Source organism: Micromonospora sp. CV4 (genome assembly GCF_003667455.1).
GTDB lineage: Bacteria > Actinomycetota > Actinomycetes > Mycobacteriales > Micromonosporaceae > Micromonospora.
In genome coordinates this window covers 14,153-39,299 of record NZ_RCVI01000199.1, presented here as the reverse complement: position 1 = coordinate 39,299, position 25,147 = coordinate 14,153, and the positions used below count along the sequence as shown (strand labels likewise).

The following is a 25,147-nucleotide window of genomic DNA, read 5'->3' as shown; positions in this document are numbered from 1 at the left end:
GGCGCGGGTGGGTGTCGGTCAGCCGGGTTGACCGACGCCCACCATGGCGCGGTCGCGGTGGCGTGCCTTCGCGTGGTGGTGCTGCGGCTCCGCGTACCGCGTCAGCCCGATCACCGAGGCGAGGGTGACCAGGAAGCCGACCGCGGCCAGCCACTCCCGACCCGGCCAGATCTTGTCGTTCAGCAGCAGCAGGCCGACGATCGCCGCCGGCACCGCCCCGGCGGCGTCCATCGCGGCGACCGCGGCGGTGGTGGAGCCGCGCTGCATGGCCAGGCCGAGCAGCAGCTGACCGACGATCGAGTGGACGATGAGCAGGTAGAACAGCGGGTCGGCGAGGAACGCCTCGGCGGACGGCGCGGAGGCGAGCGGCCGGGCGGCCACCGCGGCCGAGGAGAACGCCAGCCCGGCCAGCGAGCCGAGGGCCACCGAACCGGGCGACCCCTGTAACCGGACGGCGAAGAAGCCGAGCACCGCGATCACGCCGAGCGCCACCAGCAGGGCGACCGAACCGGCGGTGCCGAGCTGCTTCGACGGCGCCGGCCGGGCGGCCAGCACCAGCGCGGTGATCCCGGCGAAGAGCAGCGCCAGGAGCGCCACCTCGGCCATCGGCAACCGCCACTTCAACAGCACCACGCCGAGGATGGCGGTGACGCCGAGCCCGGCGGCCACACTGGCCTGGACCAGGAACAGCGGCAGGTCACGCCGGGCCAGAAAGGCGAGCACGAAGCCGCCGATCTGGCAGCTCAGCCCCACCAGGTACGTCCGGTGCCCGGCCAGCCGCAGCAGCAGGCCCGGATCGAAGGTGTGGTGCACCGTGGTGCGCGCCGCGGCCACGGACTGAAGGAGGTTGGCGACGCCGTACGCGACGATCATCGCCGCGAGGAAGCACCAGCCGGAGGAAACCACCTGGCGAGGATAGAGGCTGCCGAGGGTCAGCGCTCGGCTGGTCGATCGAGCCGGGCGAGGATGTCGGCGTGCAGCACACCGTTGGTGGCCACCAGGCTGCTCTCGGTGCCCGGCGCGCCCGCCGGGGCCGGTCGACCGGCCAGATCCGTGACCGTCCCACCCGCCTCGGTGATGATCGGCACCAGCGCTGCCATGTCCCACAGCGACAGTTCGGGCTCGACCATCACGTCCAGTGCGCCCTCGGCCAACAGCATGTAGCCGTAGAAGTCGCCGTACGCCCGGCTGCGCCAACTGGTCCGCATCAGGTCGAGCATCGCGTCGAGCCGCCCGGCGCGCTCCCAGCCGGTCAGCGACGAGTAGCAGAAGCTGGCGTCGGCGAGCCGCCGCACGGCGGAGACCCCGATCCGCTCGCCGGCGGCGGGGCCCGGCCCGGCGTACGCGCCCGCGCCGAGGCTCGCCCACCAGCGTCGGCCCAGCGCCGGGGCGGAGACCACGCCGACGACCGGCCGGTCCCCGTCGAACAGCGCGATCAGGGTGGCCCACACCGGCACCCCGCGGACGAAGTTCTTGGTGCCGTCGATCGGGTCGACGATCCACCGCCGGCCGTCGGGTGCGCTGGCCGGCTGGTCGCCGTACTCCTCGCCGAGCAGCCCGTCGGCCGGCCGGTGCTCGGCCAGCAGCGCCCGGATCTCCCGCTCCACGGCGGTGTCCGCGTCCGAGACCGGGGTCAGATCGGGCTTCGCCTCGACGCGCAGGTCGAGCGCGCGGAACCGGGCCGTGGAGATGGCGTCGGCCCGGTCGGCGAGCAGGTGGGCGAGGTCGAGGTCATCGGCGTACCCGGTCATGCCGGCAACCTAGCCGACGCCCGGCGGCTCACTCGTCCGGGCCGCGCCGGTCGCCCTCGCCGGGCCCGCGCTGGTCGGTCTCGCCGCGCGCGTCGCCCTCGCCGGCCCGGGAGGCGAGCAACCGGCGGTACGAGGCCAGCCGGCGCGGGTCGGCCTTGCCGGCGGCCACCCAGGCGTCCAGCCCGCAGTCGGCCTCGTCGGCCGTGTGCGGACAGTTGGGTGGGCAGTTGACGGTCCCCTCGACCAGGTCGGGGAAGCCGTGCAGCAGGCTGTCGGCGGAGACGTGGGCCAGCCCGAAGCTGCGGATCCCCGGGGTGTCGATGATCCAGCCCGGGTCGGTGTCGACGCCGGGCACCGGCGGCAGTCGCAGCGCCACCGCGCTGGTCGAGGTGTGCCGGCCACGGCCGATCGCGCTGACCACGCCGACCGCCCGGGCGGCGTCCGGAACGAGGCGGTTGACCAGCGTCGACTTGCCCACCCCGGAGTGCCCGACCAGCACCGACACCCGGCCGGCGAGCAGGGCGCGCAGGGCGTCCAGGTCGGAGTCGGGGCGGTTGAGCACGTACGGCAGCTCCAGCTCGGTGTAGTAACCCAGCACCTCCTCCGGGCCGGCCAGATCGGCCTTCGTGAGGCAGAGCAAAGGCTCCACGTCCGCGTCGTACGCGGCCACCAGGCAGCGGTCGATGAACCCGGTGCGGGGCGGCGGGTCGGCCAGCGCGCTGACGATCACCAACTGGTCGGCGTTGGCAACCACCACCCGCTCCAGCCGGCCCTCGGCGGTGGTCTCGTCGTCGTCGGCGGTGCGGCGCAGCACCGAGCGGCGCTCGGCGATCCGGACGATGCGGGCGAGAGCGCCCTCCGCGCCGGAGGTGTCCCCGACGAGACCGACCCGGTCGCCCACCACGACCGACTTCCGACCCAGCTCACGGGCCCGCATGGCGGTGACCGTGGGCAGCTCGGCCTCGGCGACGCCGTGCTCGGCCCCGGCCAGCACACAGGTGTAGCGCCCCCGGTCGACGGCGATGACGAAGCCGTCCACCGCGTCGGCGTGCAGGGGTCGGGTACGCGTACGCGGACGCGAGGACTTCCCGGGCCGGACCCGTACGTCGTCCTCGTCGTACTCCCGCCGTCTGGTCGCCAGGACCCGTCCTCTTCTCGCGTCAGCTCTTGCCGGTCACCATCGCTGACCATAGTGCCGGGAACTCGGGCATGGTCTTGGAGGTACACCCGACGTCGTCGACCTCGATGCCCGGCACGGCCAGCCCGGCCACCGCGGCGGCGTGTGCCATCCGGTGGTCGTGGTAGGTGCGGAACACCCCGCCGCGCAGCGGTCGGGGCCGGATCTCCAGCCCGTCCGGCGCCTCGGTGATGTCGGCGCCGAGCGCGGTGAACTCCCGCGCCAGCGCGGTCAGCCGGTCGGTCTCGTGGCCGCGGATGTGCCCGATGCCGGTGAAGACCGACGGCGAGTCGGCCAGCATGGCCAGCGCGGTCAGCGCCGGGGTCAGCTCGCTCACGTCGGAGAGGTCGGCGGTCAGGCCGTGCACCACGCCGGAGCCCCGGACGGTCAGCCCGGTGGTGGAGAGGGTGACCTCGCCGCCCATCCGGTGCAGCAGCGAGCGCAGCTGTTCGACCGGCTGGGCGCTGCTGCGGGGCCACCCCTGGAGGGTGACCTCGCCGCCGGTGACCAGCGCGGCGGCGAAGAACGGCACCGCGCCGGACAGGTCCGGCTCGATCTCCCAGCCGCGACCGGTGAGCGGACCGGGCTCGACGGTCCACACGTCGGGGGTGGTGTCGTCGACGGCCGCACCGGCGGCGCGCAGCATCTGCACCGTCATCCGCAGGTGCGGCGCGGACGGCACCGGCGGGCCGACGTGCCGCACGACGACACCCCGGTCGAAGCGCGGGGCGGCGAGCAGCAGCCCGGAGACCAGTTGGCTGGACGCGGACGCGTCGATCACCACCTCACCGCCGGTGATCCGGCCGGCGCCGAGCACGGTCAGTGGCAGGCTGCCGGCGCCGGTGACGTCGATCCGGACGCCCAGCGAGCGCAGCGCGCCGATCAGCGGGCCGAGGGGCCGGGTGCGGGCGTGCGGGTCGCCGTCGAAGGTGATCCGGCCGTCGGCCAGCCCCGCGACCGGCGGCACGAACCGCATCACCGTGCCGGCCAGCCCCACGTCCACGTGCGCCGGGCCGACCAGCGGGTGTGGCCGGACCAGCCAACGCTCGTCGTCGCTGATCGACATGTGCGCGCCCATCGCCCGCAGGCCGGCCGCCATGAGTTCGGTGTCCCGGGCGCGCAGCGGCCCGGCCAGCGTCGACGGGCCGGCGGCCAGCGCGCTGAGCACCAGGGCACGCGCGGTCATCGACTTGGACCCGGGCAGGCGCAGCGTGGCCGCCACCGGATCGGAGGCGGTTGGTGCGGTCCACGGCTGAGGCGGCCGGGTCGCGGTCAGATTCCCCACGGTTACATTCTGCCGTGTCGGCCGGCGACCGGCGGCGACCGGCGGTCCAACTCCCGGTTGGCGGGACAGCCGGCGCGTCATCGACGGGTTAGCGTGTGCCCATGTGCGGCAGGTACGCGACGACCCGAAGCTCCGGCGAGCTGAGCGCGCTGTTCGAGTCGTCCGACGACACCGACGGCCGGATCGGGCCGGACCACAACGTCGCGCCGACCGACCCGGTGCCGCTGGTCCGGGTCACCCCGGAGGGGCACCGCAGCCTCTGCGTCGGCCGTTGGGGCCTTCTGCCGCACTGGTCGCGGTCGGCCGCCGGCGCGGCCCGGATGATCAACGCGCGGGTGGAGACGGTCGCCACCAGCCGGGCGTACGCCGGGGCGTTCGCCCGCCGCCGCTGCCTGGTCCCGGCCGACGGCTGGTACGAGTGGGTCCGCGATCCCGAGGGCGGGCGGCAGGCGTACTACATGACCCCCACCGACGGCTCGGTGCTGGCCCTGGCCGGCATCTGGTCGGTCTGGGGGTCCGGGGCCGACACCCGGCTCACCTTCAGCGTGCTGACCACCGCCGCGCTCGGCGAGCTGGCCGAGGTGCACGACCGGATGCCGGTGCTGCTGCCGCCCGAGCGGTGGTCGTCGTGGCTGGGGCCGACCGAGGAGCCGGACCGGTTGCTCGTCCCGCCGGCGGCCGACCAGCTCGCCGGGTTGGAGATCCGTCCGGTCGGGCCGGCGGTGGGTGACGTCCGCAACGACGGCCCGCAGTTGATCGCCCGGGTGCCGCTGGCGCCGACGGTGGCGCCGCAGGAGCTGACCCTCTTCTGAAGGCCCGTGCGCATTGTCGGGCGCCGATTTGCCGGGGTTGCGCGTGATTCGTCGCCTGGCCGTTCAGTCATCTTCCCGGCAGGCCCTTGTCTCGGTGTCCGGAAGTGCGATAGAACACAGCGCCGGTAGTGGGTGTCGATTCGCACGGGGCGGACGACATCCACCGATCTTGCCGGTCCCACGGGGGAGGTGGGTGGATGACACGGGCGCGTATGCCCCGCCCGCACGAGGTGGCCGCGGCGCGGCGAGATCCGCGACTGCTGCGGGCCTTGCACGACCGCCGACAGGATGACGCGTGGCGCACCAGAGGGACATGCCAGAGCGTTGATCCGGAAACGTTCTTTCCGGCGCCGAACGAGCCGGCGGACGCCGCCGTCGCGCTGTGCCGCAGCTGCGACGTCCAAGGGTCCTGCCTGGCCTGGGCGCTGGACGTGGGTGACTGCCACGGCGTGTGGGGCGGCACGACGCCGCGCGAGCGGCGGGCGATGCTGGTGGCCTGGCGCGGCCAGGTCGAGCCGGACCCGGACGCCGTCGACGAGGCGGGCCCGCCGGTACGGGACCGCCTGCTCACCCTGGTCCCGCTGAGCTGACCACCGGCGCGGTCCTGTCCCGGCCGCCGGCCGGGGCAGCGCAGAATGGGTCGGTGCTGCCCAGCGACGAAATCGGGACCCCGCGTGGTCCGGCCCGGATCGACACCGACCTGCCGGTCGGGAAGGCCGCCGCCCTGCTGGTGCTCGGGCACGGTGCGGGCGGCAGCGTGGACGCGCCCGACCTGCTCGCGGTGCGCGACGCGGCCGTCGCGGCCGGTCTGGCGGTGGTGCGGGTGACCCAGCCCTACCGGGTCGCCGGCCGCCGTGCGCCGGCTCCCGCCGGGCACCTCGACGAGGCCTGGACGGCGGTGCTCGACGGGTTGCGCGACCGGCTGCCCGACGTCCCGACGCTGCTGGTCGGCGGTCGATCCAGCGGCGCTCGGGTGGCCTGCCGGACAGCCCGCGCGGTGGGCGCGGCCGGCGTGGTCGCGCTGGCCTTTCCGCTGCACCCGCCCGGGCGCCCGGAGCGCTCCCGGGCCGCCGAACTGGCCACCGGGCTGCCGACGCTGGTGGTCAACGGCGACCGGGACCCGTTCGGAGTGCCGGAGCCGGGGCCGGCCGTGCAGGTGGTGACCCGGCCGGGGGAGACCCACGACATGCGCAGGGATCCGGCCGGCACGGCAGCCGTCGTGCGGGACTGGCTACGCGCCCAGGGCTGGGCGGCCCGCTGACCGGTCGGCCGGACGAACCGTGTCCGGTGCCGGGCGCGGGTCGTTGCATCCGATGGTGCCGCCGGCCCGATTCGGGCGGGCGGGGCCACATCCTCCCAGGCCCTTCCTGGTCCCAGCGCCGGCCGTTGCCGGGGCCGGGACCAGGAACGGGAGGGCGGGCCGGAATGCCCCACCCGCCTTCTCGCGTTACTACCCGCGGACGACTTTTCTGCGAGGGGGTGGCCGGTGCCGACCGAAACACGGAGCCGGGAACGGGACGAGCGGGAGGCCCGGCAGCTGAAGCAGCTGCTGGATGGCCCGGACTGGCCCGCGACGGCGGGACCGGGCGGGGTGGGTGCGGTGAGCACGGGCACACCGGCCGGAAGTGAATCTGTGGGCAGGTCCGTGCGCGTATCCTCGGCGGGAAAGCATCCGACGCGAGGGGATGTGCGGTTGACCACGGAGAAGACGGACGAGCGCAGGGCCCGCTTCGAGCGGGACGCGATGCCATTCGTCGATCAGCTCTACGCTGCTGGGCTGCGCATGACGCGCAACCCGGCGGATGCCGAGGATCTGGTCCAGGAGACGTACCTGAAGGCGTACGCCGCCTTCCACCAGTTCGAGCAGGGCACCAACCTGAAGGCCTGGCTCTACCGGATCCTGACCAACACCTACATCAACTCCTACCGCAAGCGGCAGCGCCAGCCGATCCAGGCGCCGACCGAGGAGATCACCGACTGGCAGCTCGCCGAGGCCGAGTCGCACACCTCCAGCGGTTTGCGCTCGGCGGAGACCGAGGCTCTGGACCGGCTGCCGGACAGCGACGTCAAGGAGGCCCTCCAGCAGTTGCCGGAGGAGTTCCGGCTCGCCGTCTACCTCACCGACGTCGAGGGCTTCTCCTACAAGGAGGTCGCCGACATCATGGGCACGCCGATCGGCACCGTGATGTCGCGTCTGCACCGGGGCCGTCGTAATCTGCGCAAGCTGCTCGAGCAGTACGCCGCGGAACGGGGCTTCAGTGCGGCCCGCTCCTCGAAGGGTTCGACCGCTGCCGCTGCCGGCCGGGAGGTGTGACGTGAGCTGTGGGGAGCCGCACGAGACGGACTGCCGTGAGGTGCTCGCGGAGGTCTACCTCTACCTGGATCTGGAGTGCGCCGACGAGCGGCGCACGCTGATCCGGCACCACCTCGACGAGTGCGGGCCGTGCCTGCGCGAGTACGGGCTGGAGCAGGAGGTGCGGGCGCTGGTGGCGCGTTGCTGCGGCAACGAGACCGCGCCGAGCGAGCTGCGCGAGAGGCTACGCGTCAAGCTCACCGAGCTGGTGGTCTTCGAGACCAGCGATTCCCGCGAACTGGCCGACTGAGCGTCGGCGTAACGGACAAACCGGTGGCCCGGGTCGATCTCGACCCGGGCCACCGGCGTTCCCGGCGTCCGCCGGGTGGGTCTGACCGGTGACGGGCCGTCGGCCCGCCGGCCCGTTCAGGAGTTGGGACGCTTGCCGTGGTTCGCGGCGCTCTTCTTACGGGCCTTCTTCTTCCGGGACTTCTTCGCCATGCTGACCTCCTCGTGATGGGTCGGATCCGCCCTGCGCGCGGCCTCGGCGCCGGTGTACCCACCGGCCGCCCGGCGTCGGGTCCGACCCGCTGATGGTAGTGCGGCCGGCACCCGACGCCTTCCGGCGGGGCGGTCCCGGCCCCTTGGGCCGCACCGCTCCGCGCCCGCCGCAGGCCGCCGCATGATTGGATACGTCGACAGGCACATCGGGAAAAGGGAGGGCCTGGACATGGCCGAGGAGATCCGCGCCGAGATGGTGGCGAACGTCTGGAAGGTCGTCGCTTCGGCCGGCGACACCGTGTCCGAGGGCGACACCCTGGTGATCCTCGAGTCGATGAAGATGGAGATCCCCGTCGTCGCCGAGTCCGACGGTGTGCTCAAGCAGCTCGCCGTCAACGAGGGTGACGTCGTGCAGGACGGCGACCTCATCGCGGTGATCGATTGAGCGGGCTGCTGGTCCGGCTCGCCGACCCGGCCGACTTCCCGGCGGTGGCCCGGCTGACGGTGGCCGCGTACGAGGCGGACGGCCAGCTCAAGGGCGAGCACGGGTACGGCGCGGTGCTGGCCGACGTGTCGACCCGGGCCACCAGTGGTGAGGTGCTGGTCGCGGTGGACGAGGCGACCGGCGCGGTGCTCGGCTCGGTGACCTTCGTGCTGCCGGGCACCCCGTTCGCCGAGCTGTCCGGGCCGGGCGAGGCGGAGTTCCGGATGCTCGCGGTCGACCCGGCCGCGCAGGGCCGGGGCGTGGGCGCGGCGCTGGCCCGGGCGTGCGTCGACCGCGCGGCCGAGCTGGGCTGCGCGGCCGTGGTGATCTGCGTCCGTGCGGGGATGGCCGTCTCGGCGCACCGGCTGTACGAGCGGCTCGGCTTCGTGCGGTGCCCGGAGAAGGACTGGTCGCCGGTGGCGGGCGTGGACCTGCTCGGCCTGCGGCTGGAGCTGCCCCGCGGCTGACCCGCCGGTCGGTCAGCCCTGCGGGCTCGGCTGACCCGCCTGTCGGTCAGCCCTGCGGGCTTGCCGAGGCGACCCCCGCGTCACTCTCGTCGGGCTCCGCGCCGATCGCGGCCAGCAGCTCGTCGGCCACCTCCAGCGCGATCCGGCGGCGCTCGTCGTCGGTGATGTTCGGCGCGCGGACGGCGAACCAGCTGCTGTGCACGGCGAACAGCGACAGCACGGCGCGCAGCTGGGCGGTGGGCGAGTCGTCGCCCCGGCAGAGCGCGCTGGCCAGCTGCATCATCCGGCCGCGCATCTGCTGGCCGGAGGCGAGGCTCTTGAGCACGGTCTGGTTCTGCTCGAAGAAGCGCATCACCGACGGCTGGTCGCCGGCGAACATCGTGTCGGCGTACCGGGAGATCAGCGCGCGCCGGGTGGCCAGGGTCGCCGGCTGCGACTCGGCCCAGGTGGTCAGCGCGTCCATCCGCTCCAGCCGGTCCTCGACGAAGCTGGCGACGATGTCGTCCTTGCTCTTGAAGTGGTAGTAGAGCGCGGCCTTTGTGACGTTGAGCCGCTCGGCGATCTCGCGCAGCGAGGTCTTCTCGTACCCCTGCTCGGTGAAGAGCTCCAGCGCGACGGCCTTGATCCGCTCACGGGTGCCGCCTGTGCTCTCCCTCACCCACGCCCTCCAATTGGCTTGACCGTCACTTGGTGCCCAACTTACCGTGCGGCTAGTAAGGTGACTAGCCGGGCGGCAAGTAAGTGTGGCAATCCTCGGGGGGAGCTTACCCATGACTCAGGCAACCCAGGCCGGCGCGCGACCCAACGTACGGGTCGTGCTGTTCGGCCTCATGATCGCGATGATGCTCGCGATGCTCGACAATATGATCGTCAGCACCGCGCTGCCGCGGATCGTGGGCGAGTTCGGCGGCCTCGACCACTTCACCTGGGTGGTCACCGCGTACGTCCTCGGCACCACCGTCTCCACCCCGATCTGGGGCAAGCTCGGTGACCTCTACGGGCGCAAGTCGGTCTTCCTGACCTCGGTCGGCATCTTCCTGCTCGGCTCCGCGCTCTGCGGCATGGCGGGCTCGGGCATGTTGGGCGGCCCCCAGGACGGCATGGTGCAGCTCATCGCCTTCCGGGCCGTGCAGGGTCTCGGCGCCGGTGGCCTCATGGTCGGCGTGATGGCGATCATCGGCGACCTGGTGCCGCCCCGCGAGCGTGGGCGCTACCAGGGCATGATCGCCGGGATCATGGCCATCGCCATGGTGGCCGGTCCGCTGGTCGGCGGCTTCATCACCGACCACCTCTCCTGGCGCTGGGCGTTCTACGTCAACCTGCCGCTGGGCGGCGTCGCGCTGCTGCTGCTGATCACCACCATGCACCTGCCGAAGTACCGCACCGAGCACCGGATCGACTGGCTCGGCGCCGGGCTCCTCTCGGTCGGCATCACCGCGATCGTGCTGATCACCACCTGGGGCGGCAACGAGTACGACTGGACGTCCCCGCAGATCCTCGGCCTGGCCGTGCTGTCCGTGCTCGCGCTGGTGGCGTTCGGCCTGGTGGAACGCCGGGTTCCGGAGCCGATCCTCCCGCTGGGACTCTTCGCCAACCGCAACTTCGCGCTGATCTCGCTGATCGGCTTCCTGCTCGGGTTCGCGATGTTCGGCGCGATGAACTTCCTGCCGCTCTACCAGCAGACCGTGCAGGGGGCCTCCGCGACCAACAGTGGCCTGCTGCTGCTGCCGCTGATGTTCGGCATGCTGGTCGTCTCGCTGGTCATCGGCCGGGCGATCACGAAGACCGGCCGGTACCGGGCGTACCCGATCATCGGCGGCGTGGTGATGGCCACGGGCATGGGGCTGCTGACCCTGCTCGACACCGACACCAGCAAGCTCCAGTCCTCGCTGTACATGATCGTGCTGGGCGCCGGCATGGGCTTCCTCATGCAGACCTCCATGCTGATCGCGCAGAACAGCGTGGAGCAGAAGGACCTCGGCGCGGCCAGTGGCGCGGCCACCTTCTTCCGGTCGATCGGCGGTTCGTTCGGCATCTCGCTGTTCGGCGCGATCTTCGCCAGCCGGTTGGCCGACTCCGCCGCCGGTGGGGCCTTCGGTGGCGAGGGTGGCGGAATGGACCTGGCGAAGCTCAAGGCGCTGCCCGCGCAGGCGCGCGAACTGGTGCTCGGTGGCCTCGCCGACGCGATCTCGCACGTCTTCCTCTGGGCGGTGCTGTTCACCATCGCGATTCCGGTGCTCGCCTGGTTCATCAAGGAGATCCCGCTGCGCACCGCGAACGAGGCGCCGACGCAGGCCACCCCGGAGGAGGAGGCCGAGATCGCTCTCGGCAAGGCTCCGGTCGCCTGACGCCGACACACCGCCGCGCCGCGCTGTCCCTCCGGGGCGGCGCGGCGCGTCTTTTCTACGAAATCAGGGGCGGTGGCGTGCGGCGGTGAGGCGTCGCCAGAGGCGGCGGAGCGGGTTGCGGGGGCGCGGGAGCCCGGGTGGCTGGTCGCCGAGCAGTTCGGTGGCGAGCGCGGCGGTGGCCGGGTCCAGTGCCGGGGCGGCCAACGCCAGGTGGGCCAGGGAGACGGCGATCGGAACCGGGCGGGCCCGGGCCACCGCCGCCGCGTCGGCCAGCCGCTCGGCCACCACCCGGGCCACGTCCGATCGCACCGCCGGGTCCACCCAGGCGGCGGTGACCAGGGCGAACAACGCCGCCTCGGTGACCCAGTCCTCCACGCCCCAGACCAGGTCCAGCAGCACCCGGCGCCGGGTCGAGTCCTCCCACGGCTCGTCGGTGCGGTGGTGCAGCAGCCCCAGGCAGGCCCACACCTGCACGCCGCGTACCCAGACCGACGGGTCGTGGGCGGCCAGGAGCCGGCCCACCGCGTTCGCCGGCGCCGTCGGTGGGTGCACGAGCAGCCCGAGCAGGTCGGCCACGTCCAGGCCGGCCAGACCGACCGCCGCGTCGTAGGCCGCCGGCGGGTGCGGCCACGCCGGGTGGGCGACCTGCCCGATCCGCTCGACCGCCGCCGCCGAGGGCGCCGGCAGCGCGGGCGTCGGAACGCTGTCCGCGTAGTGCCACAGCCGCCGCGTGGACGCCCGCCGCGGTTCCCGCGGGTCCGGCTGCGGCGTGCCGGTGACCTCGATCCGCAGCCCGGGCGCCGCCGACGTGGCCGTCCGCACGGCGCTCGGCGGGGCTGCCGCCAGAAGGCGTACGGCACTGCCGACACCGTTGTCGTCGTCGGCAACCGCCTGGCGCAGAGCATCGACCAGCGGGCCCCCGGCCGGCGTCAGCTGGCCGAGCCACGGCCGACCGCGACAGCACTGGGCCAGGTCGCCGTGCTCGTGGCTGTCGTCCGGATGGTCGCGGACGAAGTCGGCGAGCGCCACCAGGTGGGCGAGGTCGCCGTCGCGCAGATGCCGCAGGCGGTGGGCGGTGTGCACCGCGCAGTCGAACGACGGGTCCCGGGCGAGCGCCCGCTCGGTCCACTCCAGCGCCTCGTCCAGCCGGCCGGTCTCGGCCAGGGTGCCCGCGATGTCCGCGTAGATGGCCAGGTCGTCGGGGTCCAACGCGACGGCCCGGCCGAGCGCCGCGAGGGCGTCGCGGGTGCGGCCGGCGCTGCGGTACGCGTACCCGAGCCAGACCTCGCCCATCTTCGACGGCTGGGACCGTACCCCCCGGCTGGCCCAGCGGATCGCCAGCGTGACCTCGCCGAGCCGCCTGGCCAGCGCGGACGCCGCGCCCAGCAGCAGACCGTGCTCGGGGCGGACGGTGACCGCGTTGCGGGCCAGCGTGAGGTACGGCGTCAGCGCGGCCCGGCCGACGCGTGGCACCGGGTCGGGCAACGCGGCGCAGACCTGCATGAGGACCCGGGCGACGTGCTCCGGGTCCAGTCGCTCGGCGAGCTCGGGTGCGATCACCCACGGAACGCCGGCCCACTCCGTGCCGGGCGCGTACCCGGTGGCCGCGGCCAACAGTTCCAGCCCCTCGGCCGGACGGCCGGCGGCGGCCAGCAGGTGGGCGCGGGCGACGACCGCGCCGACGAAGGTGTGGTGGTTGATCGGGAAGAGGTCCAGCCCGCCCTTGCCGACCGCGGCCAGCCGGGCCAACGTCTCGTGCACCTCCGGCAGGGTGGGCGCCCGGGCCAGCGCGCCGGCGAGGTGGCCGGCGGCGTGGTGCAGGTCGCCCTCGTCCAGTGCCAGCCGGGCCAGGGCCAGCTCCTCCGTCGCGGAGAGCGCGGGGTCGTCCCTTCCCTCGGGCACGTCGTCCTCTCGTCGCAGCGACATCGGGTGGAGCGGGGCAAGCCTAGTTGATATTGAGATCATTCGGTGATCAACTGCGCACTACTGCTCGTTCGATTGCTCAGATACTTTCAAAGGTGCAAGACTGAGCAGGAAACGCGCGGAAACCGCGCAAGGGGGGAGTGTCCGTGACGCGTGCAGGGGCCGGGATGGCCGCCGACATCGAGGAGCAGCCGGCCGGCTACGCGCGCCTGCTCTCCACCGCCAACGCCGGGGAGGTCGCCCGGGTTGCGGCCGCCGTCGCTGAGCGGCGGCCGCGGCACGTGGTCTTCACCGCCCGGGGCACCTCCGACCACGCGGCCCTCTACGGGGCGTACCTGGCCGAGATCCGGCTCGGGCTCCCCGCCGGGCTCGCCTCGCCCAGCGCGGTCACCCTGTTCGGCGCCCGCCCCGACCTGTCCGACGCGCTGGTCGTCGGGGTCAGCCAGAGCGGGGGCTCGCCCGACCTGGCCGAGGTGCTGCGCGCCGCGCGTGCCTCCGGTGCGCTGACCCTCGCGGTGACCAACGCCCCGGGGTCCCCGCTGGTCGAGGTGGCCGAGCTGAGCATCGACATCGCCGCCGGGCACGAGCGGGCGGTGGCCGCCACCAAGACGTACACCGCCGAGCTGCTCGCCCTGCTGATGCTCGTCGAGGGGATCCGGGCCGGCGACGGCGTGCTCCCGGCCGCGGAGCGGGAGGCGCTCGCCGCGCTGCCCGAACTGGCGGCCCGCACCCTGGCCGACGACACCCCGGCGCAGCTCGCTCCGCGCTACCGCTTCGCCCGTCAGCTGGTCACCACCGGGCGCGGGTACGCCTACCCGACCGCGCGGGAGGCCGCCCTGAAGCTGATGGAGACCTCGTACCTGCCGGCTCTCGCCTTCTCCGGCGCCGACCTGCTGCACGGTCCACTCGCGATGACCGACCCGGAGGTCCCGGTGCTCGCCGTGGTCGGCTCGGGCCCGGGTGGCCGGTCGATGGGCGAGGTGCTGCCCCGCCTCGGTGAACGCCGCGCCGACGTGGTGGTGGTCGGCTCCGCCGACGTGCCGGGCGCGACCCGGCTCGCCGTTCCCGAGGTCGACGAGCGGTACGCCCCGCTGCTGGACATCCTGCCGTTGCAGCGGCTGGCGTTGGCGTTGGCGCTGACCCGGGGCGAAGATCCGGATGCGCCGCGCGGGCTGAAGAAGGTCACCGCGACGATGTGAGACGCGGCGTGGCACGCTGGTCATCGTGTCCACGCTGCGCGACCTCGCCGAGGAGCACACCCGTCTCCGTCCGGCCGACATCGACCACCTGCACCGGATCGCCGGCGACTGGCAGTTGCTCTCCGACCTGTCCTTCGCCGATCTGCTGCTCTGGGTGCCGGTCGACGCGGACGGCACGTTCCTCTGCGTCGCCCAGGTCCGCCCGACGACCGCCCCGACCGCGTACCAGGACGACCAGGTGGGGCGGATCGTCGGCGGGCCGGAGGTGGCCCACCTCGAAGTGGCCTACTCCCAGGGCCGGATCTGGCGGGAGGGCGACCCGGTCTGGTACGGCGACGTCCCGGCGCGGCACGAGGCGATCCCGGTCCGGCTGCGTACCGCCGAGGGGGAGGCCGGCGAGGTGATCGCCGTGGTGGGACGGGACACCAACCTCTCCACCGCGCGTACCCCCAGCCAGCTGGAGCTGAACTACCTGACCACGGCCGACGACCTGGCGCAGATGATCGCGGACGGCACCTTCCCACCGCCCCGGCATCCGGGCGAGACCACCTCCGCGCCCCGGGTCGGCGACGGCCTGGTCCGGCTCGACGCCGGCGGCAAGGTCACCTACGCGAGCCCGAACGCGCAGTCCGCGTACCGCCGGTTGGGCTACGCCTCCCACCTGGTGGGGGAGGATCTGGCCGCGCTGCACCGCCGGCTGGCCGGTGACCCGCTGGACGGCACCGAGGCGGCGAACGGCATCCTGGCCGCGCTGCGTGGCGAGGCGCCGCCCCGGCGGGAGATCGACGCGCGTGGCGCCACGATGCTCACCCGGGCGCTGCCGCTGATGCCCGCCGGGGTGCCGATCGGCGCGCTGGTGCTGGTCCGGGACATCACCGAGGTCCGTCGCCGGGACCGGGCGCTGATCACCAAGGACGCCACCATCCGGGAGATCCACCACCGGGTGAAGAACAACCTCCAGACGGTGGCCGCTCTGCTGCGGTTGCAGGCCCGTCGGGTTTCGATGCCGGAGGCCCGGGTCGCGCTGGAGGAGTCGGTCCGTCGGGTCGCCTCGATCGCCCTGGTCCACGAGACGCTCTCCATGTCCAGCGACGAGGCGGTCGAGTTCGACGGCATCGTCGACCGCGTGGCGAGCGCGGCGACCGAGGTCGCGGCGACCGAGGTGAGCGTCGGCATGCGGCGGCGGGGCAGCTTCGGCGTGCTGCCGGCGGAGATCGCCACCTCCCTGGTGATGGTCCTCAACGAGTTGCTGCTCAACGCCGTCGAGCACGGTTTCCCACCGGCCGACGAGGCGGACATCCCCGACGCGGCGCCCGTCGTCGTCGTCCCCGCGACCGACCCGTCGACCCGGCCGGAGGTGGTGGTCTCGGCGCACCGGTTCCGCAAGATGCTGCACGTATCGGTGGCGGACAACGGGCGCGGGCTCCCGCCGGATTTCGACGCCGAGAGCGGCAGCCGGCTCGGCCTCCAGATCGTCCGGGCGCTGGTCACCGGGGAGTTGCGCGGCACCATCGAGTTGCGGGCCGGCGCCAACGGCGGCACCGAGGCGGTGCTGGTCGTGCCGCTGGCCCGCAGCGCGCCCGACGGCCGGTCGCAACCCTGACCGACCTTGGGTGTCGCGCGCCCGGGCGGGTCGGCTCCAGGCGCGGGCAGGCGGATGAGCGCCATACCTGTGAGTCATATTTATGCCTCCGAGGTATAGCGCTCACCAAGGTGGGCCGGGCCCGAAGGCCCTCCGCCCGGCCTGACCGCGCGCCGCCGGGCGGCCAGGTCCGGCCAGGCCAGGTCAGGTCAGGCCAGGTCCGGTCAGGCCAGGTCCGGTCAGGCCAGGTCCAGGCCAGGTCCAGGCCAGGTCCGGTCAGGTCAGCGCCCGGGGCGGCGGGTCAGCAGGGCGACGGTCAGGCCGGGGCGCTGCCACGCCTGCGTGACGGTGAAGTCCGCGCGCAGCGCGTCGCCCTTGGCGCCCGGCACGGTTGCCAGCGGATCGGCGTGCCGCCCGGCGACGACCAGCCACACCCGTGGCGCGTCGGCCAGGCAACGCGCCGGTCGCGGGCACTCGGCGGCCCACAGGTCGCCCCGGCGGACCTCGTCCTCGGTGACCAGCACGTCCCGGGGCGGCTCCGCCAGGTGGTACTCGACGCCCAGATCGAGGAAGAGCCAGCTTTCCCGGGGCGAGTAGACCACGGCGTCCCCGGGCCGCTGCCCGTCGGCGATCACCCGGGCGGCACCCGCGTAGTCCACCGGGGCGCTGCGAGGCCACTCGTGGGTCCGCCGCAGCGCCGCCTGGTCGGGTAGGCCGAGCAGCCCGGCGAGGAGCACCACGGCCAACGCGGCCGGGGCGGACACGCCGGCCAGCGCCGCGCCGGCCAGCAGGCAGACGAAGGGCACCACGAAGACCAGATACCGGGGTACCCACAGCGGCACGACCGTGCCGGCGGCGAAGAGCAGCAGTACGGGCAGCAGCACCGTGCTCGCCGGCAGCAGGGCGCGTCGGCCGAGGTGGGCCGCGCCGAGGGCGGCGAGGCCGACCAGCAGGCCGCCCACCACGCTGCTCTGGGCCACCCCGCCGGGCAGCGCGGCCAGGTCGTCCAGCCGGGCGGGATCGACCCAGTCCAACTGCCGGGAACGCTGCATGCCGGCCTTCAACAGCAGCGGGCCGACCAGCAGCGCGGTCGGCAGCAGCGCGACCGCCCACCGCCCTGCTCGCCGATCCGGCCCGCCGGTCCCGTCCGACCCGGCAACCCCGGCCGCGACGGAGCCCCGCCACCACGTGACCAGCACGACCAGCGCGTGTGCGGCGAGCAGCGTGAGCGCGATCAGGTGGGTGAGCCCGAGCGCGGCCACGGCGGCGGCGTACCCGGCCCAGCGGGCCCAGCCGGGCCGGCGCAGCGCGATCACCAGCAGCAGGGTGGCGAGGACCGCGAGCGCGGTGGCCAGGGCGTACGGGCGGGCCTCCTGCCCGTACCGGGAGGTGCCGGGGAGCAGGGCGAAGAGCAGCCCGGCGAACAGGCCGGTGCGCCGGTCGACAAGCTGTGCGCCGAGCACGCCGAGCAGCCCGGCCGCGACGGTCATCGCCAGCGCCGCCGGCACGCGCAGGGCCACCGCGGAGTCGCCGACGAGCGTGAGCCAGCCGTGCATCAGCAGGTAGTACGGGCCGGTGGCGGCGTCGATGGTGCCGGCCAACCGGGCCAGGTCGCCGGGGGACCGGGTGGCGGCGCTCCAGGTGGCCAGCTCGTCGCGCCAGAGCTGAGCAGAGCCCAGCCCGGTGCAAGTGACCACCAGGGTCAGCACCGCCGGGGGAACCCAGACCGGAACGCGACGGAGCCGGCTCCGTCGCGTTCCGGTCGATTCGGACAATATGCCCACGATCTGAGCCTGCCACGGCCACCCCCGGTCGCGGGCCGAGCCGGTGGGAGGTGGTCAGCGCCAGGCGGGCATCACGTCGTTGGGACGGGCGGTCTTCGCGGGATCGCGCTCGACGAGGTCGCCGAGCACGGCGTCGATCCGCGCCAGCTGCTCGTCGTCCAGCCGGATCTCGGTGGCCGCAGCCGTCTCGGCGAGCTGCCCAGGCCGGGACGCGCCGACGATCGCGCTGGCCACGGTGGGCCGGTGCAGCACCCAGGCGACCGCCAGCTGGGCCATCGTGCAGCCCGCGGTCTCGGCGACCGACCGCAGCTCGCGCACCCGGGAGAGCAGCAGATCCGAGGAGTACCGGGCGATGAACGACCCTCCGAAGCCGTCCGTGGCCCGGGAGCCGGCCGGCGGAGGGCGCCCCGGCTCGTACTTCCCGGTCAACACGCCCATGGCGAGCGGTGCCCAGGCGAGCTGACCCAGGCCGAGTTCCTCGCTCGCCGGCACCACCTCGGCCTCCACCACCCGCCACAGCATCGAGTACTGCGGCTGGTTGGCGATGAACGGGACGTGCAGGTCGGCGGCGAGCCGGTGGCCGGCGCGCAGCTGCGGGGCGGTCCACTCGGAGGCGCCGACGTAGAGCACCTTTCCCTGTCGTACCAGGTCGGCGAAGGCGGTCATCGTCTCCTCGAGCGGCACGCTGTCGTCGTACCGGTGGGCCTGGTAGAGGTCGACGTAGTCGGTTCCCAGCCGGCGCAGCGAGGCGTGGCAGCCCTCGACGATGTGCTTGCGGGACAGCCCGGCGTCGTTCGCGCCCGGCCCGACCGGCAGGCACACCTTGGTGCACAGCTCGATCGAGCTGCGCCGCACGCCGCTCAGCGCCTTGCCCAGCGCCTCCTCGGCCCGCCCCTGGGCGTACCGGTCGGCGGTGTCGAACGTCGTGATGCCCGCGTCCAGGGCGGCGGCCACGCAGGCGGCGGCCGCGTCGTCGTCGAGCTGGTTGCCGTGGGTGACCCAGTTGCCGTACGCGACCCCGCTCACGCGCAGCCCCGACCGGCCCAGTTGCCTGTGTTCCATGTGCGGATCCTCCGGCGGTCCCGTGGTGTCGCCGAACCGTTCGAACGTGGTCGAATCCATTGGTGATCGAGGTTCAGTTCACGCCCGACGACCTGAGCCGGGTCCGGTTCGTGCACTCGCCGCTGGCGGAGCTGGTGGCCAGCACGTGGGCGCTGCGCAAGCCGGCCAAGTACTGGATGCACCGTCCGTGGCGGGAGCGTGCCGAGCGGCTGCTGCCGGGCGCCGGCCTGGAGCCGCTGTTGGCGGTGCTCAGGTCGTCCAACGGATACGTGCCGGACTTTCTCACCCCGATCGGGGTGGCACCGAACCTGGCGGCGGAGCTGCGGGCCGTCGCCGCCACCGACCCGACCCGGGTGCGGCGGCAACTGGACCGGGCCGGCGCACCCCGGCTGGGTCCGGACGAGCTGGTCGCGCAGCTACGCCGGTACTTCACGCTGCTGATCGCGCCGGACTGGCCCCGGCTGCGGGCACTCGCGCTGGCCGATATCCGGCGGCGGACTCTCCTCGCCGCCGAGCAGGGCGGGCACACCCTGCTCCGCGAGCTGCACCCGTCGATCCGCTGGGACGGTGCGGCGCTGCGAGTCGCCGTCGGCACGACCCGGCCGGCCGGGCTGGACGGGCGTCCCTGGACGCTGCTGCCCACCTCGTTCTCCGGACCGACGGTGCACGCGATCATGGAAGGTGACGCCGGACCGGCACTCTGCTATCCGCCCGGGGGGCTGGGCGGGCTGTGGGTGTCGCCGCCGCCCAGCGCCGCGCTGGGCGCCCTGCTCGGCGGTACGCGGGCGGCAGCGCTGTCACTGCTCGACACGCCGCTGAGCACCGGCGAGCTGGCCGCGATGTTGGGCCTGGCCCCGGCAACCGCGTCTCATCACCTCACCACGCTGCGGGACAACGGCCTGATCGCGGGCGTGCGGCAGGGGCGAGTGGTCCGCTATGCCCGGACTGTCCTTGGCGACCAGCTGGTGGGCTGAAGCCCTCGGCCCGTGATGTGGGATCCGGCACGCGCGCATTGGCCGAGCCCCATGCGGTGTGGCAGCATGAGCCCATGACCGCCGCTGTCGTCCGCCGCTTCGTGGCTCGTCGCCACGTCGATTACGGCCGCGTGCGCAGCGCGATCTGTCCGGCCGACTGACGACGCCCGACCCATCTGTCTCGGGCGCGCTCCGCGCCGGCTGTCTTCAGACACCGTTGTCCCGCCCGCTCTCGACGGGCCGGCCGCCGCGCCCCGCGCCCGCCCCGAGGCACCGCAGACAACGGAGGACGCCCCGATGGCGGTCAGCAGCATCCCGGCCCGTTCCGAGGACCCGACGGCCCGTCCTGCCCGGACGGCGACGCGCCGGCCACGGGGTGAGGGTCAGTGGGCGCTCGGCCACCGCGAGCCCCTCAACCCGAACGAGCGGATCAAGAAGGACGACGACCCGCTCAACGTCCGGGCCCGGATCGAGAACATCTACGCGCACCGCGGCTTCGCCTCCATCGATCCGCAGGACCTGCGCGGCCGGTTCCGCTGGTGGGGCCTCTACACCCAGCGCAAGGCCGGCATCGACGGTGGGCGCACCGCCGTGCTGGAGCCGCACGAGCTGGAGGACGAGTTCTTCATGCTCCGCGTCCGCATCGACGGCGGCCAGCTCAGCCTGGCCCAGCTGCGGGTCATCGCGGACATCTCCCGGGAGTTCGCCCGGGACACCGCCGACATCACCGACCGGCAGAACATCCAGTACCACTGGATCCGGGTCGAGGACATGCCGGAGATCTGGCGCCGGCTGGAGTCGGTCGGCCTGCAGACGACGGAGGCGTGCGGCGACTGCCCCCGGATCGTGCTGGGCAGCCCGGTCGCCGGGGTGGCCCGCGACGAGCTGCTCGACCCGACGCCGGCGATCGACGAGATCGTCGCCCGGTACGTCGGTGACAAGCAGTTCTCCAACCTGCCCCGCAAGTTCAAGACGTCGATCTCCTGGCTGGTCGACACCCCGTACGAGTCGAACGACATCGCCCTGCTCGGCGTCGACCACCCCGAGCACGGCCCCGGCTTCGACGTGTGGGTGGGCGGGGGTCTCTCCACCAACCCGATGCTGGCCCAGCGCCTCGGCGCCTGGGTGCCGCTGGCGGAGGTGCCCGACGTGTGGGCCGGTGTGGTCGGGATCTTCCGTGACTACGGCTACCGGCGCCTGCGCAACCGGGCCCGGCTGAAGTTCCTGGTGGCCGACTGGGGCATCGAGCGCTTCCGCGAGGTCCTGGAGAAGGAGTACCTGGGCCGGACGTTGCTCGACGGCCCGGCTCCCGAGCTGCCGGCGAAGCCGATCGACCACGTGGGCGTGCACGAGCAGGCCGACGGGCGGCACTACGTGGGCGCCGCCCCGGTGGTCGGGCGGGTCTCCGGCGGGCAGCTCGCCCAGCTGGCCGACGTGGTCGAGGCGCACGGCAGCGACCGGGTACGGCTCACCCCGTACCAGAAGCTGCTGGTGCTCGACGTGCCGTCGGAGCGGACTGAGTCGCTGGTGGACGCGCTGCGGGGGATCGGGCTGGAGGCTCGTCCGTCGGCCTGGCGGCGCGGCACCATGGCGTGCACCGGCATCGAGTACTGCAAGCTCGCCATCGTCGAGACGAAGGCCCGCGGCGAGGAGCTGGTGGCCCGGCTGGAGCAGCGGCTGCGCGACTTCGACGCCGACATCTCGATCCACATCAACGGCTGCCCGAACGCCTGCGCGCGCACCCAGGTGGCCGACATCGGGCTGAAGGGCCAGCTGGTGGTCGGCCCGGACGGTCGGCAGGTCGAGGGCTTCCAGGTGCACCTGGGCGGCGGCCTGGGCATGGCGCAGGGGCAGACCGCCGGGTTCGGGCGCAAGCTCCGCGGCCTGAAGACCACCGCCGAGGAGCTTCCGGAGTACGTGGAACGACTGGCCCTGCGCTACCTGGCCGGTCGGAGCGAAGGCGAGACGTTCGCCAACTGGGTGATCAGAGTCGACGAGGAGGAACTGCGATGAGCAGCGAGAACCGAGCGGCACCTCTGTACTGCCCGTACTGCGGCGAGGAGGACCTGCGGCCGCACGAGGCGGGGCACGGCGCCTGGGAGTGCCACGCCTGCGCCCGGGTCTTCTCGGTGAAGTTCACCGGGCTGCTCCCGCGGGCGGTGACCCGATGAGCCTCGTCTCCGCCGCCGGCCTGGGCCTGGTCGGTCCGGGCGGTCCGACGCCGACCGATCCGGCCCGACGCGGCCCCGACGAGCTTCGGGCGCTGGCCGAGCAGGCGGGTAGGGAGCTGGAGGCCGCCCCGGCGCTGGAGATCGCCCGCTGGGCGGCGCAGACCTTCGGCGACCGGTTCTGCGTCACCAGCTCGATGGCCGACGCCGTGCTGGCCCACCTGGTGTCCCGGGTCGCCCCGGGAGTGGACGTGGTCTTCCTCGACACCGGCCTGCACTTCCCGGAGACCCTCCGGGTGCGGGACGAGGTGGCGCGGACGCTCCCGGTGAACGTCCGGTCGATCCGGCCCCGGCTCACCGTCGGTCAGCAGGACGGCCAGTACGGTCCCCGGTTGTTCAACAAGTCGCCCGACGACTGCTGCCAGCTGCGCAAGGTGGAGCCGCTGGAGCGGGCGCTGACCGGGTACGACGCCTGGGCCGCGGGCCTGCGCCGGGACGAGTCGCCGACCAGGGCCAACACTCCGGTGGTGACCTTCGACCCGCGGCGGGGCAAGGTCAAGGTCAACCCGATCGCGGCCTGGTCGCAGGGGGACGTGGACGCCTACATCGCCCGCTGGAACGTGCCGGTCAACGAGCTGTTCAAGCAGGGCTACGGCTCGATCGGCTGCTGGCCGTGCACCCGTCGGACGAAGGCCGGCGAGGACGCGCGGGCCGGTCGGTGGGCCATGTTCGAGAAGACCGAGTGCGGACTGCACGTCTGACCTCCCCGTCGACGACCCCGACCGGCCTCCGTGCGGCCGGCGGGGCGGATCCGGTGGTGCTGGTCGCGCACGGCAGCCGTGATCCCCGAGCGGCCGAGGCCACCCGGGCACTGGGCCGGGCGGTGTCGGCCGCCCGTCCGGGAACCCCGGTGTGGACGAGCTGGCTGGACCACACCGAGCCGGGGCCGACCGAGGTGCTGCGCGGGTTGGCGGCGGCCGGCCACCGCCGCGCGGTGCTGGTGCCGCTGCTGCTGACCGCCGCGTACCACCATCGGGTCGACATCCCGGCGGCCGTCGCCGCCGCGGCGCAGGCCGGGCCCGCGCTGGCGGTACGGGTGACCGACGTGCTCGGCCCGGCGGACGGGGCGGTGGACCCGGCTCTGCTGGCCGGGCTGCGACGCCGGCTCGGCGAGTCGTGTGCGGGTCCCTTCGACGCGCTGGTGCTGGCCGCGGCCGGCACCCGGGACGCGCGGGCGCGTGGCTCGATGGGCCTGGTGGCGGAAGCGCTCGGCGCGGAGTTCGGGGTGCCCTGCCGGGTGTCGTACGCCTCGGCGGCTCCGCCGGCCACCGGTGTCGCGGTGGCCCGGCTACGGGCGGCCGGCGCTCGTCGGGTGGCGGTCGCCGGGTACTTCCTGGCGCCGGGCCTCTTTCACGACGCGGTGGCCGAGGCGGCCCGGGCGGCCGGCGCGGTGGCGGTGGCGGACCCGTTGACCGACGCCCCGGAGCTGGTCGAGCTGGTGTTGCGCCGGGTCGACGAGTGGTCGGGTCGGCGCGTCCTGGCGCCGGCGGTGTGAGCGAGGTCGCCGGCCGGGAGTGATGTCAGCAGGGCGGGGGCTGGACAAGCAGAACGCCCCGGCGGGCGGACCCGCCGGGGCGTACAGCTGTGTCGTGGGTTCAGGCGGAGTGAGCGCGCAGCACCCGGAGGCCGCCGCGACGCTTGACAGCGCGCCGCTCCTCCTCGCTCATTCCGCCCCAGACGCCGGCGTCCTGACCCGACTCGAGCGCCCACTGGAGGCACTGGTCGGTCACGGAGCAGCGCCTGCAGACGGCCTTGGCCTGCTCGACCTGCAGGAGAGCCGGTCCGGACGTCCCGATAGGGAAGAACAGCTCCGGGTCCTCGTCGCGGCAGACAGCATGGTGACGCCAGTCCATGGCGGCAACACTCCTCATTCTGGATGGGGTGGCAATTATTGCTTGTAGTGCTTTTCCTATATGCATCCGCAGTGCCGATGGTGACAGTTAGCGTCGGTCCATTCGGCAGTGCGTGAGCAGGCGGTTAGCCCCGGGGACCTGCTGGAACAGCTCAACCTGACGAGCATATCCAGGCAATGTCCCGGTAACTCAAGTTCGCTTGTGAATACTTTCACGAACGCTCGCGATGTCAAGGGTGACGCTCGGAAAAACTCCGGGCGGTGAGCAAGCCCACAACCCATTTGTCCGGGTTCCAGTGCCTTCCTGGTTACCCGCCGTGCCACAGCCGAGGATCAATATAGTACAGTCCGCGTGACATTGCTGACATTTCCGGCACCTGCCCCTCGGTGTGGCGGCGACCGTTCGATGCAGTTGTGGCGGCCGCGTCGACCTAGGGCAGTACCCGAGACCTAGCAGATTACTCTCAGTGCGGCGGGAACGGATGTGAATCTGACTTTCTCCCGCTCGCCAAGGTAGTCGCCGTCGAGCTGGAACGCCTGCGGGCGGCTGGAGACCAGGGTGAACTCCGCCGTGTCATGGAGTCGTAACACCTGCCGGCCGCGTGGATCCGGCCGCCGGGACAGGAATTGCGTCACTGTCCGTGTCGTACTGGCCACCCGCAGCTGACGCAACGCCAGCACGTCCAGCCCGAGATCGAACGACGCCTCCGGGTTCGGGTTGATCTCCCGATCGCCCAGGTACGTCCACGGCGCGGTGTTCTGGATGATGATGGTGGCCAGCTCGTCCTCCGCCGGTTCACCGGGACGCTCCAGTCTGATCGCCGGGTGCCGTCGGTCCGAGGCGAGGAAGTACTGGTTCATGATCGCGCGGAAATAGAGGCTCGGGGTGGAGACGCGCCCCCGACGGCGGGCCTGCTCCACCCGGTGGATCACGGCGGCATCCAGGCCGAACCCGGCGCAGAAGGTGAAGTAGCGGTCGTCCGCGCGACCCAGCCCGATCGTGCGGTGCCGACCCAGCCGCAGCCCTTCGAGGATCATGCTGGTCCCCTCCGGCCACTCCCGGGGCAGGCCCAGCGCTCGGGCGAAGACGTTGGTCGAGCCACCCGGAACGGTCGCGAGCGCGGGCAGCCGCTCCGCGAGCGTGGCGCCGTCGGCACCGGCGGGTGGCTCGGCCGTCATCAGGCCGTTCACCACCTCGTTGACGGTGCCGTCGCCACCCAGGGTGACGACCATGTCGACCCCCTCCGCAGCGGCCTCCCGGGCCAGCGCCATGGCGTGCCCACGACGGCGGGTGTACCGCACGCTGAGGTCGACTTCGCTGCGCAGCGCCCGGACAAGCACGTCCCGGCTGCGTTCGCTGGTGGTGGTGGCCTTCGGATTGACCACCAGGACGGCCCGCATGGGCGGCACTGTACCTCCCGGTAG

26 protein-coding genes are annotated in these 25,147 nt (G+C 73.4%); 16 read left to right on the top strand and 10 right to left on the bottom strand.

What is annotated here, in order from left to right:
• Positions 1-18: 18 nt before the first annotated feature.
• The 4 genes from EAD98_RS06880 to aroA form a co-directional block, all read right to left on the bottom strand.
• A complete protein-coding gene (locus EAD98_RS06880; RefSeq protein WP_121653214.1) occupies positions 19-906 on the bottom strand; it encodes a hypothetical protein in 888 nt (295 codons plus the stop codon).
• Between the two features lie 26 nt (positions 907-932).
• Entirely contained in the window at positions 933-1,751 is an 819-nt protein-coding gene (gene hisN, locus EAD98_RS06875; RefSeq protein ID WP_121653213.1) for a histidinol-phosphatase, read from the bottom strand.
• A gap of 28 nt (positions 1,752-1,779) precedes the next feature.
• On the bottom strand, positions 1,780-2,790 hold the full coding sequence (gene rsgA, locus EAD98_RS06870; RefSeq protein WP_199723317.1) for a ribosome small subunit-dependent GTPase A: 1,011 nt from the start codon (positions 2,788-2,790) through the stop codon (positions 1,780-1,782).
• A 121-nt stretch (positions 2,791-2,911) separates the two neighbouring features.
• Positions 2,912-4,213: a 3-phosphoshikimate 1-carboxyvinyltransferase gene (gene aroA / locus EAD98_RS06865; protein ID WP_121653211.1), complete on the bottom strand. Its 1,302-nt coding sequence runs from the start codon at positions 4,211-4,213 to the stop codon at positions 2,912-2,914.
• Positions 4,214-4,314: 101 nt separating this feature from the next.
• Here aroA and EAD98_RS06860 point away from each other — a divergent pair, with 101 nt between their 5' ends.
• The 8 genes from EAD98_RS06860 to EAD98_RS06825 all read left to right on the top strand — a co-directional run bounded on the left by EAD98_RS06860 (position 4,315) and on the right by EAD98_RS06825 (position 8,770).
• Positions 4,315-5,025 (top strand): SOS response-associated peptidase, encoded by a 711-nt coding sequence (locus EAD98_RS06860; protein ID WP_121653210.1) that lies wholly within the window; start codon positions 4,315-4,317, stop codon positions 5,023-5,025.
• Positions 5,026-5,222: 197 nt separating this feature from the next.
• Positions 5,223-5,615: a WhiB family transcriptional regulator gene (locus EAD98_RS06855; protein ID WP_121653209.1), complete on the top strand. Its 393-nt coding sequence runs from the start codon at positions 5,223-5,225 to the stop codon at positions 5,613-5,615.
• Between the two features lie 53 nt (positions 5,616-5,668).
• Positions 5,669-6,286 (top strand): alpha/beta family hydrolase, encoded by a 618-nt coding sequence (locus EAD98_RS06850; RefSeq protein WP_121653208.1) that lies wholly within the window; start codon positions 5,669-5,671, stop codon positions 6,284-6,286.
• 225 nt (positions 6,287-6,511) lie between these two features.
• A complete protein-coding gene (locus EAD98_RS06845; protein WP_121653207.1) occupies positions 6,512-7,339 on the top strand; it encodes a sigma-70 family RNA polymerase sigma factor in 828 nt (275 codons plus the stop codon).
• A 1-nt stretch (position 7,340) separates the two neighbouring features.
• Positions 7,341-7,628, top strand: coding sequence for a mycothiol system anti-sigma-R factor (gene rsrA / locus EAD98_RS06840; protein ID WP_121653206.1), 288 nt, complete (start codon positions 7,341-7,343; stop codon positions 7,626-7,628).
• A 75-nt stretch (positions 7,629-7,703) separates the two neighbouring features.
• Positions 7,704-7,835 carry a hypothetical protein gene (locus EAD98_RS31750; protein WP_255421217.1) on the top strand — a complete coding sequence of 44 codons (132 nt, stop codon included), beginning with the start codon at positions 7,704-7,706 and terminating at the stop codon, positions 7,833-7,835.
• A 207-nt stretch (positions 7,836-8,042) separates the two neighbouring features.
• Positions 8,043-8,264, top strand: a complete 222-nt coding sequence (locus EAD98_RS06830) for a biotin/lipoyl-binding carrier protein (RefSeq protein WP_199723320.1) — start codon at positions 8,043-8,045, stop codon at positions 8,262-8,264.
• Positions 8,261-8,770, top strand: coding sequence for a GNAT family N-acetyltransferase (locus EAD98_RS06825; protein ID WP_121653203.1), 510 nt, complete (start codon positions 8,261-8,263; stop codon positions 8,768-8,770). The genes EAD98_RS06830 and EAD98_RS06825 overlap by 4 nt, the downstream gene beginning before the upstream one ends.
• Before the next feature lie 46 nt (positions 8,771-8,816).
• On the opposite strand, the gene EAD98_RS06820 is transcribed toward EAD98_RS06825, so the two are convergent.
• Positions 8,817-9,428 (bottom strand): TetR/AcrR family transcriptional regulator, encoded by a 612-nt coding sequence (locus EAD98_RS06820; protein WP_121653202.1) that lies wholly within the window; start codon positions 9,426-9,428, stop codon positions 8,817-8,819.
• A gap of 112 nt (positions 9,429-9,540) precedes the next feature.
• On the opposite strand from EAD98_RS06820, the gene EAD98_RS06815 reads away from it, so the two are divergent.
• Positions 9,541-11,118: an MDR family MFS transporter gene (locus EAD98_RS06815; RefSeq protein ID WP_121653201.1), complete on the top strand. Its 1,578-nt coding sequence runs from the start codon at positions 9,541-9,543 to the stop codon at positions 11,116-11,118.
• A 63-nt stretch (positions 11,119-11,181) separates the two neighbouring features.
• On the opposite strand, the gene EAD98_RS06810 is transcribed toward EAD98_RS06815, so the two are convergent.
• Complete coding sequence (locus tag EAD98_RS06810) at positions 11,182-13,044, bottom strand: tetratricopeptide repeat protein (protein ID WP_121653200.1); 1,863 nt, start codon at positions 13,042-13,044, stop codon at positions 11,182-11,184.
• A 164-nt stretch (positions 13,045-13,208) separates the two neighbouring features.
• Here EAD98_RS06810 and EAD98_RS06805 point away from each other — a divergent pair, with 164 nt between their 5' ends.
• The gene (locus tag EAD98_RS06805; protein ID WP_121653199.1) at positions 13,209-14,240 is read left to right on the top strand and encodes an SIS domain-containing protein; all 1,032 of its coding nucleotides are present in this window, start codon (positions 13,209-13,211) and stop codon (positions 14,238-14,240) included.
• Positions 14,241-14,265: 25 nt separating this feature from the next.
• Positions 14,266-15,843 (top strand): PAS domain-containing sensor histidine kinase, encoded by a 1,578-nt coding sequence (locus EAD98_RS06800; RefSeq protein WP_121653198.1) that lies wholly within the window; start codon positions 14,266-14,268, stop codon positions 15,841-15,843.
• A 260-nt stretch (positions 15,844-16,103) separates the two neighbouring features.
• Here the strand turns inward: EAD98_RS06800 and EAD98_RS06795 are convergent, their stop codons facing one another.
• Positions 16,104-17,606, bottom strand: coding sequence for a glycosyltransferase family 39 protein (locus EAD98_RS06795; protein ID WP_121653197.1), 1,503 nt, complete (start codon positions 17,604-17,606; stop codon positions 16,104-16,106).
• Positions 17,607-17,660: 54 nt separating this feature from the next.
• The gene (locus tag EAD98_RS06790; protein WP_121653229.1) at positions 17,661-18,668 is read right to left on the bottom strand and encodes an aldo/keto reductase family protein; all 1,008 of its coding nucleotides are present in this window, start codon (positions 18,666-18,668) and stop codon (positions 17,661-17,663) included.
• A gap of 62 nt (positions 18,669-18,730) precedes the next feature.
• Here EAD98_RS06790 and EAD98_RS06785 point away from each other — a divergent pair, with 62 nt between their 5' ends.
• The 5 genes from EAD98_RS06785 to EAD98_RS06770 all read left to right on the top strand — a co-directional run bounded on the left by EAD98_RS06785 (position 18,731) and on the right by EAD98_RS06770 (position 23,365).
• Positions 18,731-19,642, top strand: a complete 912-nt coding sequence (locus EAD98_RS06785; protein ID WP_121653196.1) for an ArsR family transcriptional regulator — start codon at positions 18,731-18,733, stop codon at positions 19,640-19,642.
• Between the two features lie 297 nt (positions 19,643-19,939).
• Positions 19,940-21,655 carry a nitrite/sulfite reductase gene (locus tag EAD98_RS06780; protein WP_121653195.1) on the top strand — a complete coding sequence of 572 codons (1,716 nt, stop codon included), beginning with the start codon at positions 19,940-19,942 and terminating at the stop codon, positions 21,653-21,655.
• Positions 21,652-21,813: a hypothetical protein gene (locus tag EAD98_RS31210; protein ID WP_199723315.1), complete on the top strand. Its 162-nt coding sequence runs from the start codon at positions 21,652-21,654 to the stop codon at positions 21,811-21,813. Before EAD98_RS06780 ends, EAD98_RS31210 begins: the two co-directional genes overlap by 4 nt.
• Complete coding sequence (locus EAD98_RS06775) at positions 21,810-22,571, top strand: phosphoadenylyl-sulfate reductase (protein ID WP_121653194.1); 762 nt, start codon at positions 21,810-21,812, stop codon at positions 22,569-22,571. The genes EAD98_RS31210 and EAD98_RS06775 overlap by 4 nt, the downstream gene beginning before the upstream one ends.
• The gene (locus tag EAD98_RS06770) at positions 22,568-23,365 is read left to right on the top strand and encodes a sirohydrochlorin chelatase (protein ID WP_121653228.1); all 798 of its coding nucleotides are present in this window, start codon (positions 22,568-22,570) and stop codon (positions 23,363-23,365) included. Before EAD98_RS06775 ends, EAD98_RS06770 begins: the two co-directional genes overlap by 4 nt.
• 100 nt (positions 23,366-23,465) lie before the next feature.
• Here the strand turns inward: EAD98_RS06770 and EAD98_RS06765 are convergent, their stop codons facing one another.
• Both EAD98_RS06765 and EAD98_RS06760 read right to left on the bottom strand, forming a co-directional pair.
• The gene (locus tag EAD98_RS06765) at positions 23,466-23,723 is read right to left on the bottom strand and encodes a WhiB family transcriptional regulator (protein ID WP_007072794.1); all 258 of its coding nucleotides are present in this window, start codon (positions 23,721-23,723) and stop codon (positions 23,466-23,468) included.
• A gap of 449 nt (positions 23,724-24,172) precedes the next feature.
• A complete protein-coding gene (locus tag EAD98_RS06760) occupies positions 24,173-25,123 on the bottom strand; it encodes a diacylglycerol kinase family protein (protein ID WP_121653193.1) in 951 nt (316 codons plus the stop codon).
• Positions 25,124-25,147: the final 24 nt, after the last annotated feature.

Excerpts from the sequence above, each read along its gene's own strand:
- EAD98_RS31210 (WP_199723315.1), top strand. The coding sequence starts at position 21,652 with ATGAGCAGCGAGAACCGAGCGGCACCTCTGTACTGCCCGTACTGCGGC.
- EAD98_RS06810 (WP_121653200.1), bottom strand. The coding sequence starts at position 13,044 with ATGTCGCTGCGACGAGAGGACGACGTGCCCGAGGGAAGGGACGACCCC.
- EAD98_RS06860 (WP_121653210.1), top strand. The coding sequence starts at position 4,315 with ATGTGCGGCAGGTACGCGACGACCCGAAGCTCCGGCGAGCTGAGCGCG.
- EAD98_RS06790 (WP_121653229.1), bottom strand. The coding sequence starts at position 18,668 with ATGGAACACAGGCAACTGGGCCGGTCGGGGCTGCGCGTGAGCGGGGTC.
- EAD98_RS06760 (WP_121653193.1), bottom strand. The coding sequence starts at position 25,123 with ATGCGGGCCGTCCTGGTGGTCAATCCGAAGGCCACCACCACCAGCGAA.
- hisN (WP_121653213.1), bottom strand. The coding sequence starts at position 1,751 with ATGACCGGGTACGCCGATGACCTCGACCTCGCCCACCTGCTCGCCGAC.
- EAD98_RS06815 (WP_121653201.1), top strand. The coding sequence starts at position 9,541 with ATGACTCAGGCAACCCAGGCCGGCGCGCGACCCAACGTACGGGTCGTG.
- EAD98_RS06775 (WP_121653194.1), top strand. The coding sequence starts at position 21,810 with ATGAGCCTCGTCTCCGCCGCCGGCCTGGGCCTGGTCGGTCCGGGCGGT.
- EAD98_RS06855 (WP_121653209.1), top strand. The coding sequence starts at position 5,223 with ATGACACGGGCGCGTATGCCCCGCCCGCACGAGGTGGCCGCGGCGCGG.
- EAD98_RS06805 (WP_121653199.1), top strand. The coding sequence starts at position 13,209 with ATGGCCGCCGACATCGAGGAGCAGCCGGCCGGCTACGCGCGCCTGCTC.
- EAD98_RS06780 (WP_121653195.1), top strand. The coding sequence starts at position 19,940 with ATGGCGGTCAGCAGCATCCCGGCCCGTTCCGAGGACCCGACGGCCCGT.
- EAD98_RS06765 (WP_007072794.1), bottom strand. The coding sequence starts at position 23,723 with ATGGACTGGCGTCACCATGCTGTCTGCCGCGACGAGGACCCGGAGCTG.